Raw genomic sequence first — 14,087 nt, forward strand, 5'->3', positions numbered from 1 at the left:
GACATTATGCCATCACTCAACAGCTCTCAGCGAGAGGCTTTGCTCGCGGAGCTGAGTGGCCTGAAGAGATTCTGCTTTTCTCTCACTGGGAGTCAAGCCGATGCGGACGATCTTCTGCAGGCCACCGTGGAAAAGGTTCTCGAGAAGGGAATGCCCGAGGACGCCCACCCGGCAAAGTGGGCGTATCGGGTGTGCAAGAACGCCTGGATCGATGAACTGCGCTCGCGGGAGGTCAGGCAGCGATATCCCGAGCAGGCGGAAGAGCCGGAGAGCTCTCCTTCTGCGGAACAGGTTGCCGGCCGCGAGCGGCAGGTAAGTGCGGTAGGTGCCGCCCTGGAACAGCTGGCAGACGAGCAGCGCCTGGCGCTGACGCTGGTAGCGGTGGAGGGCAAAACCTACGCCGAGGCCGCCGAGATTCTGGAGGTTCCCGTTGGGACCATCATGAGCAGGATCGCACGGGCACGGAAGCAACTGGCAACCACCATTAGTTTGGCTGAAGACGACTGACCGAGCGCTATATGACCACTCAGGATCTGGAACTGCTATCACAATACCTCGACGGCGAACTGCCCGCCGGGGACGTTGCCCGCCTGGAGCAGCGGCTGGCCCAGGAGGCCCCACTGGCGGCCGAACTGCGCCGCCTGAAGCAGGCCGACGACGCCGTAAGGGCCTTTGCCGAGCAGGGCGCCGCCGGGGGCGTGCCCTCGCACGTCGCCGAACTGCTGGCGCCGGTATCCCAGTCGGCCCGGGTTATCCCCTTCCCGTCACGCCGTGGCCGCGCCGCCGTGGGCTTTGCCATTGCCGCCTCGCTGGTGGCCAGCGTCGGCCTGGTGCTGGCGCCCCAGTGGCAGGCGGGCGATGACGGCCCGTTGCTGGCACAGGCCCTGGAAACAACCCCCTCCAGCGCTGATGAGTGGCTCACCCTGGCCGATGGCCGTTCGCTGCGCCCGGTGCTGAGCTTTGCCGGCGATGATGGCCGCTGGTGCCGCGAGTACCAGCTGCAGGACGGCGGCCAGCAGTGGCGCGGGGTTGCCTGTCGCGGTGACAGCGGCTGGCAGACCGAAGTGCAGGTGGGCGAACCCGCGGATCTCGACAACAGCGGCGACTACCTGCCCGCCGGCGCGGACGATGTCGATGCGATTTCCGACTTCATCCATCGCCATGCCGCCGGCATTCCCCTGAGCGCCGCCGAGGAAGCCCGGCTGATCGACCAGCACTGGCGCTGATACCGCCGGGGCCGCACAACCTGCGGCCCCAACGCTTCCACGGCTGATTGACTGCCGCGCCTTTTCCTTTCCGCCCCTCCCCTTTTCTGTTCCGTTTCCGCTCCTTTTCCTTTTTCCACGCGCCCGTTACCGCGCCTCCCAGCCCTGCCACCTGCCCCGCCGCAGCACAGGGCCGCCCAGCAGCGCCCGGATGCCAGCGATCTACCGCCATCTAATACGCCGTGATAAGGGATATGAATGCAAAGACGTGCGAACGAAACAGCGCCGGGAAAGGCACCATTGATGAAATGACGAAGATGACGAAAATATAGAGGAGGAGAGTGGCAGAGCCTGCCGCCCCATGTCGACGGCAGGCTCTGGAGTCCAGGCCCGGAGGGCTAGCGGTCCCCGGTCCTGTGTCCCGTTGCCAGTTTCGCCCTTACAGCTCACTGACGGGTGCCGCAACCACTTGCGCAGTCGCGGCGGGCGTTTTTTGAAAGTCGAGGCAGGTGTTGCCGGTCAGCGCCTCCGTTCTGCTTCGGAGGTCGATACCCAAATCAACGCGACAAACCTGCGCTCAAAGCGGTTTCACTCCACTTTCATACACTTGACGGGTTGGCGCTGGCACTTATTCCCGAAAAGTTCGATTTTTTTGTGCAGTGATAACCGCCTCAGTGGCTTATCGGCCGGCGCACGCGGAACTTGAGGGCCGGCGCCCGGGGCGGCCTGGGGGCCACACGGGCGCGGCAAGCTACAGCAGGGCCTTGCGGATGTTGTCCGCCAGCGCCAGCAGGGCGTCGCGCCGCGGCATGGCCAGCAGGCCGTCGAACATGGCCCGGTTCTGTTCGCCCGCTACATGGATTGGCCCCTGCGTCAGGTGATCGAGGGCCTCCGCCGCCACCTCCCGCGGGCTCATCATGCCCTCCAGGGTGCTGCGGTCGATGCCCTGCTTGTCGTGGGCCTCGGTGTCGGTACTGCCCGGGCACAGGGCCAGCACGTCGATACCGGCGGGGGACAGCTCGCCCCAGAGGCCTTCCGCCAGGCTGTTGGTGAAGGCTTTGGAGGCGGCGTACACCGCCGAGTACGGCACGCCGATCAAGCCCTCCACCGAGCTGGTGATGATAATGCCGCCGCGCCCCCGCGCCCGCAGGGCGGGAATCAGGCGATGGCAGAGTTGCATGGGCGCCTGGCAATTGAGTTGCAGCAGTTCGGCCATCACCGCCGGGTCGTTGGCCTCGTGAGGGCCCTTGAGGCCAAAGCCCGCATTGCTGACCAGCAATCCGCAGTCGCGGCCCGCCATCGCCTGGGCCAGGGCCTCGATGCCGGCCGCGTCGGCAAGGTCGGCAACCAGCACATCCACCGCCACCTGGCACTCGCTGCGCAGGCGCGCGGCGAGTTGCTCAAGACGCTCACCGCGGCGCGCCACCAGCAGCAGGTTGAGGCCCCGGGCGGCCAGTTCCTCGGCAAAGCCAACCCCGATCCCGGAGGAGGCGCCGGTGACCACCGCCAGCGGCCCGTAGCGCTCAGGAAATGCCATCGGGCACCACCTTGCCGTTGTGCTTATCTTCAAACAGCTCCACGATGACGGGGTCGCCCTCACGTTCCATGTAGGCCACTGCCAGCCCCTCGGCAAACTGGGTGTGCCAGATGGCCCGGTAGCCTAGCCCTTCGGCCCCCGCTACGGCCGTCTTCAGCTCCGCCACCTTGAAGCGCACATGGTGCATGCCCTCGCGGCCGGCATCCAGGAACTCCTTGTGCGGCGAGCCGCCGGACACCCACTCGATAAACTCAATCTCGATATCACCACTGCGGGCAAAGGCGATATTGAGCCGGCAGGGCTCGCGCTGCCCGCGGTAGTTGTATTCGTAGGCATCGAACTCGTGATAGCTGAAGGGGCCAAACACCCCCTGGTAGCGCTCGATAGCCGCTTTGACATCGTGAAACACAAAACCCACCTGATCCATCGGCCCGAGGTCCAGTTGGGTGCGAAGTTCGTCTGTCATGGTTATTCTCCTGTCGAACCGTTTCGCTGTGGCGGGGTGACTCAGTCGAGACTGGCCACCAGTTCCGCCGCGGATTCCATGGCGCCCTCGATATAGCTGACGCCCCGGCAATCACCAATGCTGTGTACGCGCATCCCCTGGCTTTGCAGTTGCTCCGCCAGGCTCAAATCGCCGGTGGCGCCCTGGGCGACGATGACCTCATCGGCGTCAATCCGGCGCTGCTGGCCACGGTAGTTGGTGTAGCTCACGCAGTGCTCGCCAATGGCGATATCACGGGCACGGTTCAGCAGCACCACGCCCTCTTCGCGCAACTCGTGTAGCAGGCGCAAGCGGCGCACCAGGTAGAGCCCGGCCCCCGGCCGGCTGGCACTGTCGACCACGGTCACCTGGCGGCCGCGGTGGGCGAGGTATTCCGCCAGCTCAAGGCCCACCAGTTCGGCACCTATCACCACAATACGCTTGCCCAGTGGCAGCCAGGCGCGGGACACCTGGCGCAGCAGCCAGGGGTGCTTGTTGGCTCCGGTCACCGCGCCGGCGCGGGTCATCAGGCGGGTAAAGCCGCTGGTTTTGGCCTGCAGGGCCGCGTTCTGCTCGCCCAGCACCAGGGCGCGCATCTCGTCGCCGCTGTACACAAAGGCCTGATCCTTGCCGGGGATGTCCGGCAGGTCGCGCCGGGCACCGGTGGCAACGATGACTTCGTCCACCCCCAGTTGCGCCAGCAGCGACGGGGTGGCGCGGGTATTCAGGCGCACCTCCACCGCAGACTGCTCGGTCTGCCGCCGCAGCCAGCGCAGCAGGCGCTCGTTGGGCTCGTAGGCAATGCTGGCAAACTGCAGGGTGCCGCCCAGGCGGTCGGCCGCCTCCAGCAGGGTGACCCGGTGCCCCTTTTCCACCAGGCGGCGGGCCGCTTCCATGCCGGCCGGCCCGCCACCCACCACGGCAAAGTGGCGAGCATGGCTGGTGGCAATCAGGCTGCGGGTCAGTTCGTGGGCGGTTTCCGGGTTCACCGCGCACTTTACCGGCTTCAGCACGTAAATCTGGCTGACGCAGCAATAGCAGTACACACAGGGGCGGATATCGTCCAGCTGGCCTGCCATCACCTTGTTCGGCAGATCCGGGTCGGCCAGCAGCTTGCGCCCCATGCCGAGCAGATCGAAGTGGCCGGCGGCAATGTGCTTGTCGGCGGCGGCCGGCTCAATGCGGCCGGAGGTAATCACCGGAATGGACAGGGCCTGCTTGATGCTGGTGGCGCCGGCCACCAGCCGTTCCGGGGTGTGGGGAATGTTCGATTCGGAGTGGTTCACGCCCATGGAGGTGTCGTGATAGGCGCTCACCGTGATGGCGTCGACGCCGGCCTGCTCCAGCAGGCGGGCGGTTTCCCGCGCGTCCGCCAGGCTGATGCCCTCCGGGTTGCCGAACTCGCCGGAATCAATCTTGACCCACACCGGATAGTCCTTGCCCACCGCTTCGCGCACGGCGGCCACAATCTCCAGCAGGAAGCGGGCGCGGTTGGCCAGGCTGCCGCCGTAGTCGTCGTCACGCTGGTTGGTGAGGGGCGAGAGAAACTCGGAAATGATGTAGCCGTGGCCGCCGTGAATCTCCACGCCGTCGATGCCGGCGGTTTTTGCCCGCACCGCCGCCGCGGCAAAGTCCGCCACCAGGGTGGCGATGTCGTCCTTGGTCATCACATGCAGGCGGGGCTCGGGCGCGTCCGGGTTGAACATGGCCGCCAGTTCTTCCTCCAGGAAGCCGTCTGCCATGTCCCCCTGCTTCACCACCGGATAGGAGGGCACCCACATGGGCCGGCCCTCGGCGCGATCCTGGGCCGCCACCAGCCCACCGTGGTGCAACTGGGCGGCCAGCTTGGCGCCGTGGGCGTGCACGGCATCGGCCAACTTGCGCCAGTCGGGAATGTGCTCGTCGCGGGAGATGGCGGCCTGCCAGGGCTGGTTGGCGCCGTTGGGCCAGCTCACACCCACCGAGCCCAGTACGATCAGGCCGGCGCCGCCCTTGGCTTGGCGCTCATGGAAGGCGTGCAGACGTTCGCTGGGGCCGCCGCCTTCGGCGCCGAGGTTGGTGCCCATGGCGGTGACCACCATGCGGTTTTTCAGGTGCAGGCTGCCGATCCGACAGGGGGACGACAAATTCGCGAGGGGCTTGCTCATACAGCAGACTTCCGGGCAGCGTAATCAGAGTAGTTTGCCGCCCATGGTAGCCAACTCGGGGCCCCGCCGTAGCCCCGCACTCCCCCGCCGGGAGCGATTGCCATGCCCAGTTCAACTATGTAATCACGCAGCGCGGCACTGACCGGATTGACCACCCGCCCGCGCTTTGCCATTCTCGACGGCCCTTCCCGGCAAAGACCCCATCCATGGCCCGCAAAACCATCGACCTGCCCAGTCAATTCCTGTTCCAGACCGACTACGACGTGCTCTACACCGACGTCAACAATGCCAACCACCTGGGGGCCGACCGAGTGCTGCCCATCGCCATGGAGGCCCAGCTGCGCTTTATCAAGCAGATCGGCTACGAGGATGCCATCGCCTTCGAGGACGCAGGCCTGATCATGGCCCACTCGGAGGTGGCCTACCTGTCCGAGGCGGGCTATGGCGACCGGCTCAGCGTGGAGCTGGGCGCCGGCGAATTCACCGGCAAGAGCTTCCAGTTCATCTACCGCATCAGCAACCTGAGCCGCGAGCGGGAAATGGCCCGGGTGGCCACGACCCTGCTGTTCTTCGACTACAAACAAAGTTGCGTGGTGCCGGTGCCGGATGCCTTTCGCCAGCGCTGCAGCGCCTGACCCTTAACAACAATGGAGCGCCCCATGCCAAATCGTTACAAAACCGCGTCTTTTTCTGCCCTGAAGGCCCGCCTGTTCACCACCGCCGGGCTTTTCTGTGCGGGAATTTTTACCGCCAGCCTGCCCGCCCAGGGGGCGGAACAGCCCCTGCAGGCCGCCATCGCGGCCAGCGAACAGCAGGTTATCGCCTGGCGCCGGCATTTCCACCAGCACCCGGAGCTGTCCAACCGCGAATTTGAAACCGCAAAAACGGTGGCCGCGGAGCTGCGCAAACTGAAGCTGGACAAGGTGGAAACCGGCATCGCCCACACCGGCGTGGTGGGCACCCTGGTGGGCGGCAAGCCGGGGCCGGTGATCGCCCTGCGCGCCGACATGGATGCCCTGCCGGTGGCCGAGCAGACCGGGCTGCCCTTCGCCTCCACCGCCAAGGGCGAATACAACGGCGCCGAGGTGCCGGTGATGCACGCCTGCGGCCACGACGCCCACGTGGCCATGCTGCTGGGGGCGGCGAAGGTGTTGGCGGAGCAGCGCGCGCAGCTGGCGGGCACGGTGAAATTCGTGTTCCAGCCGGCGGAAGAAGGCCCACCCGGGGATGAGGCCGGCGGTGCCGCGCTGATGATTGACGAGGGCCTGCTGCGCGGCAAGGACGCGCCGGAAGCCATTCTCGGCCTGCACGTGTGGCCCAACGACGCCGGCGAGATTACCTATCGGGCCGGTGGCTTCATGGCGGCGGCGGACAACCTGGCCATCACCGTCACCGGACGCCAGACCCACGGCTCCTCTCCCTGGCTGGGGGTTGACCCCATCTACACCGCGGCCCAGATCGCCACCGCCCTGCAGGGCCTGCCCGGCCGCCACCTGGACATTACCCGCGGCCCGGTGGTAGTCACGATTGGCAGCATTCACGGCGGTGTGCGCGGCAATATCATTCCCGACACCGTTACCCTGGCAGGCACCCTGCGCACCTTCGACATGGCGGTGCGCGACGACCTGCACGAGAAACTGCGCCAGACGGTGGCCTCCATCGCCGCCGCCAATGGCGCCAGCGTGGAGGTCACCATCACCGAGGCCGCCCCGGTCACAGTGAACGACCCCGCCCTGCTCAGGCGCATGATGCCCACCCTCGCCCGGGCCGCCGGCGCCGAGCGGGTGCAGGAGGGGCCGGCCATCACCGGCGCAGAGGATTTCGGCTACTTCGAACAGCACATTCCCGGGCTGTTTCTGCACCTTGGCGTGGGCGATCCGGATGTGCCGCGCAGCGAGCGCCCGGCCAACCACTCCCCCTTCTTCGACATTGAGGAAAGCGCCTTGATTACCGGCGTGCGCACCCTGGTGGGCTTTGCCATGGACTACCCGGCCAGCGCGCCGCAGTAGGTTCAGATCGGCAGGGGAATAAACACCGTCGAAGCGGTGTGCACGGCGCTGGTGATCAGGCGGTCATCGGCGTCGGCCGCCACCCGCGCCAGCAGGTCCTGCAGGGCGATCAGCTTGCCGAACAGGCGCTCGAAGCTGAGGTTGTCGACCACGCCCTCGTTTTCGTGGCTGATAAGAACCGGGCGCCCGTCGGGGTAGCGGGTGTTCTTCAGCTTCCACACCAGCACCTCCACATTGCGGGCGCTGGCGGACAGGGCCTCGGCGTTGAGTTGGTCCACCATGAAGAATTCGGGCCGGTAGTCGTAGGCCTGGCGCAGCATGCCCCCCAGCCCCGCCACCAGGGCAAACACCCGGTCGCCACGATAGTGGGCATCAAAGGCGAGGTTCATTGCATCAATCCCCTGGCGACCCTGCAGCTCGGGAAAGTCCAGCTTGCGTTCGTTGACCTTGAGCTGGGCCAGGCGGCCCTCGATGGTCATCCCGGGAATTTTGTCCAGCTCGGCGGGGTTGCGCCGGTACAGCTTGACGGTGAGCTCGCGCACCAGGCGGCGGGTTTCGCTGATGGCCTCGTCGGTCACCAGGTCGATGTCGGATTTGGCGAGGTTCTTGACGCTGTAGCCACCACAACCGGCGAGGGAGAACAGCGCGGCCAGCAACAGCAGCCGCGCCAGCCGGCCAACGCCTTCAGTAAACCGGCACATCCCGCTGGTAGGTATCCCTGTCCAGTGGCAGCGCGCCGAACATCAGATCGGCGTTGGCCCGGGTGAAAGCCGCCAGGCTAATGATTTTGCGGACCAAGCCGCCTCCCTGTGCATCGCGGTGATTACCTCGCCTCATACTAAGGGCATTGCTGCGACAATGACAGGCCGCTCGACAATAACCCGGGCGACAATAATCTGGGCAACAACAACCTGGGCAACAACAGAGCGCCGATTTTCCAGGGGCAGAACTCACAGGACTGAACACACAAGGACCGAGCATGCAGTTGCCACCGGCAAAGTGGCACCGTAGTATGCCACCGGTAGCAACATTCTGAATTCCGACGCCGGCAAACAGGTTACGCCCCATGCCCAAGACGCTCTCCCTGCACCCCGACCGACTGTTTCCCGCCGATGCGGGCACCCGCGCGGTGGCGCGCGCGCTCTATGAGAGCGTGAAAGACCTGCCGATCATCAGCCCCCACGGCCATACCGACCCGGCCTGGTTTGCCCACAACAAGCCCTTTGCCAACGCGGCGGAACTGTTCATCACCCCCGACCATTACGTGTTTCGCATGCTCTACAGCCAGGGGGTGAGCCTGGAGTCGTTGGGCGTGCCCACCGCTGATGGCTCTCCCGTAGAGACCGACGGCCGCAAAATCTGGCAGTGCTTTGCCGACCACTACCACCTGCTGCGCGGCACACCGTCGCGCTTGTGGCTGGACAGCGTGTTCTGCGAGGTGTTCGGGCTGGAGCAGCGTCTGGACAGCGCCACCGCCGATGCCTACTACGATGCCATCAACGAGCAACTGGCCACCCCGGCCTTTAGGCCCCGGGCCCTGTTTGAGCGCTTTAACATCGAGCTGCTGGCCACCACCGAGAGCCCCCTGGACGATTTGGCCCACCACCAGGCGATCCGCGACAGCGGCTGGGGCGGCCGGGTAATCACCACCTACCGCCCCGATGCCGTGACCGACCCGGACTACGAGGGCTTTGTGGCCAACCTGGAGCGGTTCGCCGAACTGACCGGCGAAGACACCACCACCTGGGCCGGCTACCTCAACGCCCACCGGGTGCGGCGCGCCTTCTTCAAGCACATGGGCGCCACCGCGACGGACCACGGCCACCCCAGCGCCGCCACCGCCAACCTGGGCCAGGCGGAGGCCACCGCCCTTTTCGATGCGGTGCGCGGCGGCCGGCACACGGCGCAGCAGGCCGAGCTGTTCCGCGCCCAGATGCTGACCGAGATGGCCGGCATGAGCCTGGAGGACGGCCTGGTGATGCAGATTCACCCGGGCAGCTTCCGCAATCACAACAGCGCCGTGTTCCGCCGCTTCGGCCGCGACAAGGGGGCTGACATTCCCGCCCCCACCGGCTACGTGCAGGCGCTGAAGCCCCTGCTGGACAAATACGGCAATGAACCGGCGCTGGAGATCATCCTCTTTACCCTGGATGAAACCAGTTACAGCCGCGAGTTGGCGCCGCTGGCCGGGCACTACCCCTGCCTGCGCCTGGGGCCGCCCTGGTGGTTCCATGACAGCCCCGAGGGCATGCGCCGCTTTCGCCAGCAGGCCACCGAAAGCGCCGGCTTTTACAACACCGCCGGCTTCAACGACGATACCCGCGCCTTCCTGTCCATTCCCGCCCGCCACGACGTGGCACGGCGCATGGACTGCGCCTTTCTGGCTGAACTGGTGGCAGATCATCGCCTGTACGAAGAAGAGGCAGCGGAGCTGGCGGTGGAGCTGGCTTACCAGCTCGCCAAGCGCGCCTACCGGCTGTAGCGGGGCTGCTACCCGCAGAGCAGCCCCGGCGCGTCAGCCGGGCGCGGGGCCGCTGCTCTGGCGCAGCAGCAGCGTCGGCGACAGCGCCGAGGGCAACTGCGCCGCCTCCTCGGCCCGGCCGCCAATGCAGCACAGCAGCTTCTGCACGGCCAGCGCCGCCATGGTGTCGTTCGGGCGGTGGAAGGTGGTGAGGGGCGGCACCAATTTGCAGGCCAGCGGGCTGTCGTCGTAGCCCGCCACCGAAAGCTGCTGCGGCACCTTGATATCCAGGGTCCAGGCGGCGTGAATCACCCCCGCTGCCATTTCATCGTTACTGGCGAAGATGGCGGTTGGGCGCCGCTTGCGCAGCAGCAGGCGGCGGCCTTGCTCGATGCCGGACGCGTAGGTGAAGTCCCCCTCCAGGATATTGGCCGCCGGCAGGCGGGCGCCCAGTGCCGCCAGCGCCGCGCGAAAACCGTCCAAGCGGACTTCCGTGGCCAGGCGCTGCCGGGGACCGGTGATGATGGCGATGTCCCGGTGGCCGTGCTCGACAAAGTGACGAGCCAGGTCCGCCATCACCGCGCCGTCATCGGACACCACCACACGCTCCGGCTTATCCACCCGCGCCGCCGCCAGGCGCACATAATGAAAGCCCTCGGCATCCAGCGCCGCGGCCAGTTTGTCGTTGGCCGACAAGGGCGGCAGGATCACCACCCCGTCCAGCTTGGAACGGGTAATGAAGGTCTTGACGCCCGACACCAGGGTGCGGGCGCGGTGGTCACAGGGATGCACCACCAGTTCATAGCCCGCCGCCACGCACACGCTGAGAATGCCGCGCTGCACCGCGTGGATGACCAGGGCGTTGGGGTCGTCGTAGAGCAGCCCCAGCAGGTAAGAGCGGCTGGACGCCAGCCCCCGGGCCTGGGGGCTGGGCACGTACTTGAGCTGCTTGATGACCTGCTGGATATGCTCGCGGGTCTTCTGGTTGACCTTGGGGGAGTCGTTCAGCACCCGCGACACGGTGCGTTTGGACACGCCGGCAATGCGTGCCACATCGTTGATGGTGGGGTTGGCGGATTCCTTGCTCACGTTACTGCCTCATATTCCCTGCTCGCCGTCTGGGCTTGCATCGGCGCCCGGCATACGCGCCACCGGAATGATGGCGCCGCGCACCTGGATCACCTCGGCCGCCAGGCGGTGGCCACAGCGGGCCGCGGCCTCCGGCGGCTTGCCCTGCAGGCGCGCCGCTAAATAAGCGGCGTTAAAGGCGTCGCCGGCGGCGGTGGTATCCACCGGCCGCTCCACGGTTTGCGCGGGCACCCACAGGGCCTCACCCCGGTGCCAGACGTGGCAGCCCGCCGGCCCCTGCTTGAGCACGATTTCGCTGGCACCCGAGGCGGCAATGCGCGCCAGGGTGGCCTCGGGTATGCGATCGCCAAACAGGGCATTCTCATCGTCGAAGGTAGGCAGCACGATATCCGCATGCTCACAGGCGCGGGTAAAAGCTGCCCGCGCCAGGGCGCTGTCCGTCCAACCCGCCGGGCGGTAGTTACCATCAAACCCCACCTGCACCCCGCCGGCGCGCAGCTCGGCCAGCAGGGCAAACAGCCGCTCGCGGCCAGCCTCGGGATAAAGCGACAGGCTGATGCCCGAAAAGTACACCAGATGCCGCTGCAAAAGCGCCTGGCGCAGGGCATCCACCCGGCCGGCATCATCAAACAGTTCGCGGGCCGGCGCGGCACTGCGCCAGTAGCTGAAGTGGCGCTCGCCGTCCGGGTCGGTGTCGATCATGTACAGGCCCGGCACCCGCCCCGGCAGGCGGAATACCTGGTCGGTACCCACGCCTTCGGCGCGCCAGCGGCTGATCAGCCACTGGCTGTGGCTGTCATCGCCAAGCGCCGTCACAAAGTCGGCGGCAATGCCGAGCCGTGCCAGGTAGACGGCGGTGTTCAGGGTGTCGCCACCGTAGCCCAGGCACAGATTGCGCGATGCCCCCTGCCCCGGCTCGCCGGACAGTTCCAGCATGCACTCGCCGATGGCGGCAACCCGTGGTTGGCTGTTGTGTGTCGTCATGGGTAAGGCCCGACATGGCGTTGCCGCACTGTGCGGGCACGACGCCACGTTTGTTATTGTTCCTGCTAATTCAGCCCGCCAGGGCACCAGTTATGCCACCGGTAGCAGTCTATCGGGGGTACCTTTGCCTGACAAGCGCGGGCCGGCCTCAGCCGGCACCGTACAGCTGGTCTTTACCGCAGGATTTGGCGCGGTACATGGCGTTGTCGGCAGCGGCGTAAAGGCTGTCGGCATCGGCGCAGTCGGCGCTGAAACTGGCCACGCCGATGCTCACCGTGATGCAGACCTCACCCCCGCCTGGCACGGCAAAGCGATGCTCGCGCACCCGCTCCAGCAGGCGCTGGGCCACCATGGCGGCATTGCGCTCGCCGGTGCGCGGCAACAGGCACAGAAACTCCTCGCCCCCCACCCGGGCCAGTTCGTCACCCGGGCGCAGCAGGGCCGCGCCGATGGTGGCGATGTCGCGCAGGATGGCATCGCCCGCCGGGTGCCCGTAGCGGTCGTTCACTTGCTTGAAGTCATCCACGTCCACCAGCACGATGGACAGCTCGCCGCGGTCCAGCGGCAATTCGGCACACAGGGCCGCCAGCCGATGGAAGATAAAGCGACGGTTATACAGGCCGGTGAGGGCATCGCGACTGGATATCTCCCGCAGCTGGCGGGCGTTGCGCACCTGCCAGACCAGGAAAAACAGCACCACCGCACTCACCCCGATCCAGAAAAACAGGGTCAGGCGCTGCAGCTCGTTACTGCGCCGTTGCTGCTCCAGTTCCAGCGCATCGATGCGCGCCTCTTCCTGCAACAGGGAGATTTCGTGGTCCTTGCGCACGTTTTCCATCTCGACCCGCAGGGTCATCAGGCGCTCGGAGGCGCTCTCACGCAGCAGCGCCACAATCTGCTCGTGATATTCGCGCAACAGGGTATAGGCACGCGCCATGTCGCCGAGCTCGGCGGCCACTTCCGCCTCAGCCAGCCCCACTTCCAACTCCCAGTGGGTGCCCGTGAATTCGGTGAGGCGGGCAAATACATCCCAGGCGGCGGCGATAGCGCCGGCGGCCTCTTGCGCCCGGCCCGCCCGGGCAAGGCACACCGCCTGCCGCTTGTAGAGCTCGGCCTTGAAATCTTCCGGCGCGCCGGCTTGCAGCGCTTCGGCAATCACCGGCAGGGCCCTGTCGCAATCGCCCATTTCGGCGTAGGTCATGCCCTGCCCGTACAGGGCCGAGAAGCGCCCGTGCTCACTGTGATGGGCATCCGTCAGCTCGCGGTAGCGGCGGAACATCTCCAGCGCGCGCTGCCACTGGCCGGCGTAGCGATAGGAAATACCAATGCCGTAAGTGGCCTCGGCCTCGTACACCGAATAGCCGAGGTCCGCGTAGCTGGACAGCGCCTTGCGGTAGTGGGCAATGGACTGCTCGTATTCATTCACATAGCCATACACCGCGCCATAGGCCTCATTGACCAGGGCGATCAGGAACACGTCCTGCAGCTTGACCGCCGCCGCGAAGGCCTCCTGTAAATGAGGAAAAGCCTGTTCGCTGCGACCGCCCATTCCCTGGGTAAAGCCCAGCTCCACCAGGGCAAACACATAAAGAAACTGGTCACCGGCGCTCTGCGCCTGGCGCGCCACCGTCTGCATCTGCGCGGCAGCCCCCTGGTAGTCGCCTTCGCGGCGCACCCGCACCGCATCCAGCACCTGCAAAAACTGGCGAATGCGGGGCGCTGTGTGCGCATCCGCCGCGGCCAGCCCGGCGGCCACGGCGCGGTCATACTCGTCGTTGAGGTAGAGGTACTGCAGGGCGTGGGCCAGGCGCAGGTAGTAGCGCGCCTGCACGGCATTGCTCGCTCCGTCGATGCGGGGCGCCATGGCCTGCAGCCGCGCCCGGGCGGCCCACGGGTCCTTCCACACCAGCATGTCCATGGCCCGCAGCTGGGCGGCAATTTCCTCATCCACAGACGCAGAAGCAGGCGCCACCGCCCAGCCGGTGGCAGTGCACAGCAGCAGGGCAACAGCGCAAACAATGTGACGGAACAAAGGGATGGTGAAACTCCGGTCTGGGGCGGCGGGGCAGTGTACCACCCGCCCCGCAACAGGCTACCAGCGGCGCACGCAGCTGTGACCAGGCTCCCACTTCTGCCCGCCGCGCCCACCTGCACCTCGCGCCCATTGTCCC

12 protein-coding genes are annotated in these 14,087 nt (G+C 66.5%); 5 read left to right on the top strand and 7 right to left on the bottom strand.

The genetic code is table 11. The features are described from left to right. Positions 1 to 6: 6 nt before the first annotated feature. Complete coding sequence (locus tag DDZ17_RS08655) at positions 7 to 507, top strand: RNA polymerase sigma factor (protein WP_116365819.1); 501 nt, start codon at positions 7 to 9, stop codon at positions 505 to 507. 11 nt (positions 508 to 518) lie between these two features. Beyond that, positions 519 to 1,226, top strand: a complete 708-nt coding sequence (locus DDZ17_RS08660; protein ID WP_116365821.1) for an anti-sigma factor family protein — start codon at positions 519 to 521, stop codon at positions 1,224 to 1,226. 730 nt (positions 1,227 to 1,956) lie between these two features. Here DDZ17_RS08660 and DDZ17_RS08665 read toward each other — a convergent pair. The 3 genes from DDZ17_RS08665 to DDZ17_RS08675 are packed head-to-tail and all read right to left on the bottom strand — an operon-like array spanning position 1,957 to position 5,373. Further along, the gene (locus tag DDZ17_RS08665; protein WP_116365823.1) at positions 1,957 to 2,742 is read right to left on the bottom strand and encodes an SDR family NAD(P)-dependent oxidoreductase; all 786 of its coding nucleotides are present in this window, start codon (positions 2,740 to 2,742) and stop codon (positions 1,957 to 1,959) included. Next, positions 2,729 to 3,208, bottom strand: coding sequence for a VOC family protein (locus tag DDZ17_RS08670; protein ID WP_116365825.1), 480 nt, complete (start codon positions 3,206 to 3,208; stop codon positions 2,729 to 2,731). Before DDZ17_RS08670 ends, DDZ17_RS08665 begins: the two co-directional genes overlap by 14 nt. 41 nt (positions 3,209 to 3,249) lie before the next feature. Beyond that, positions 3,250 to 5,373: an oxidoreductase gene (locus tag DDZ17_RS08675; protein WP_116365827.1), complete on the bottom strand. Its 2,124-nt coding sequence runs from the start codon at positions 5,371 to 5,373 to the stop codon at positions 3,250 to 3,252. A gap of 206 nt (positions 5,374 to 5,579) precedes the next feature. Here DDZ17_RS08675 and DDZ17_RS08680 point away from each other — a divergent pair, with 206 nt between their 5' ends. Beyond that, the gene (locus DDZ17_RS08680; RefSeq protein ID WP_116365829.1) at positions 5,580 to 6,008 is read left to right on the top strand and encodes an acyl-CoA thioesterase; all 429 of its coding nucleotides are present in this window, start codon (positions 5,580 to 5,582) and stop codon (positions 6,006 to 6,008) included. 24 nt (positions 6,009 to 6,032) lie between these two features. Then, positions 6,033 to 7,382 carry an amidohydrolase gene (locus DDZ17_RS08685; protein WP_116365831.1) on the top strand — a complete coding sequence of 450 codons (1,350 nt, stop codon included), beginning with the start codon at positions 6,033 to 6,035 and terminating at the stop codon, positions 7,380 to 7,382. A 2-nt stretch (positions 7,383 to 7,384) separates the two neighbouring features. On the opposite strand, the gene DDZ17_RS08690 is transcribed toward DDZ17_RS08685, so the two are convergent. Continuing rightward, entirely contained in the window at positions 7,385 to 8,083 is a 699-nt protein-coding gene (locus tag DDZ17_RS08690) for a hypothetical protein (RefSeq protein ID WP_241505831.1), read from the bottom strand. A 365-nt stretch (positions 8,084 to 8,448) separates the two neighbouring features. On the opposite strand from DDZ17_RS08690, the gene uxaC reads away from it, so the two are divergent. Further along, on the top strand, positions 8,449 to 9,864 hold the full coding sequence (gene uxaC, locus DDZ17_RS08695) for a glucuronate isomerase (RefSeq protein WP_116365833.1): 1,416 nt from the start codon (positions 8,449 to 8,451) through the stop codon (positions 9,862 to 9,864). A 33-nt stretch (positions 9,865 to 9,897) separates the two neighbouring features. Here uxaC and DDZ17_RS08700 read toward each other — a convergent pair whose 3' ends face one another. The 3 genes from DDZ17_RS08700 to DDZ17_RS08710 form a co-directional block, all read right to left on the bottom strand. Then, positions 9,898 to 10,932: a LacI family DNA-binding transcriptional regulator gene (locus DDZ17_RS08700; RefSeq protein WP_116365835.1), complete on the bottom strand. Its 1,035-nt coding sequence runs from the start codon at positions 10,930 to 10,932 to the stop codon at positions 9,898 to 9,900. A 9-nt stretch (positions 10,933 to 10,941) separates the two neighbouring features. Next, positions 10,942 to 11,916 carry a sugar kinase gene (locus tag DDZ17_RS08705; protein ID WP_116365837.1) on the bottom strand — a complete coding sequence of 325 codons (975 nt, stop codon included), beginning with the start codon at positions 11,914 to 11,916 and terminating at the stop codon, positions 10,942 to 10,944. A 148-nt stretch (positions 11,917 to 12,064) separates the two neighbouring features. Beyond that, positions 12,065 to 13,948, bottom strand: a complete 1,884-nt coding sequence (locus DDZ17_RS08710) for a tetratricopeptide repeat-containing diguanylate cyclase (RefSeq protein ID WP_116365839.1) — start codon at positions 13,946 to 13,948, stop codon at positions 12,065 to 12,067. Between the last annotated feature and the right edge of the window lie 139 nt (positions 13,949 to 14,087).

It is taken from the genome of Parahaliea mediterranea (genome assembly GCF_003402235.1).
In the GTDB taxonomy this organism is placed as follows: Bacteria; Pseudomonadota; Gammaproteobacteria; order Pseudomonadales; family Halieaceae; genus Parahaliea; species Parahaliea mediterranea.

Excerpts from the sequence above, each read along its gene's own strand:
- DDZ17_RS08675 (WP_116365827.1), bottom strand. The coding sequence starts at position 5,373 with ATGAGCAAGCCCCTCGCGAATTTGTCGTCCCCCTGTCGGATCGGCAGC.
- DDZ17_RS08655 (WP_116365819.1), top strand. The coding sequence starts at position 7 with ATGCCATCACTCAACAGCTCTCAGCGAGAGGCTTTGCTCGCGGAGCTG.
- DDZ17_RS08680 (WP_116365829.1), top strand. The coding sequence starts at position 5,580 with ATGGCCCGCAAAACCATCGACCTGCCCAGTCAATTCCTGTTCCAGACC.
- DDZ17_RS08670 (WP_116365825.1), bottom strand. The coding sequence starts at position 3,208 with ATGACAGACGAACTTCGCACCCAACTGGACCTCGGGCCGATGGATCAG.
- DDZ17_RS08685 (WP_116365831.1), top strand. The coding sequence starts at position 6,033 with ATGCCAAATCGTTACAAAACCGCGTCTTTTTCTGCCCTGAAGGCCCGC.
- DDZ17_RS08660 (WP_116365821.1), top strand. The coding sequence starts at position 519 with ATGACCACTCAGGATCTGGAACTGCTATCACAATACCTCGACGGCGAA.
- DDZ17_RS08665 (WP_116365823.1), bottom strand. The coding sequence starts at position 2,742 with ATGGCATTTCCTGAGCGCTACGGGCCGCTGGCGGTGGTCACCGGCGCC.
- uxaC (WP_116365833.1), top strand. The coding sequence starts at position 8,449 with ATGCCCAAGACGCTCTCCCTGCACCCCGACCGACTGTTTCCCGCCGAT.
- DDZ17_RS08705 (WP_116365837.1), bottom strand. The coding sequence starts at position 11,916 with ATGACGACACACAACAGCCAACCACGGGTTGCCGCCATCGGCGAGTGC.
- DDZ17_RS08690 (WP_241505831.1), bottom strand. The coding sequence starts at position 8,083 with ATGTGCCGGTTTACTGAAGGCGTTGGCCGGCTGGCGCGGCTGCTGTTG.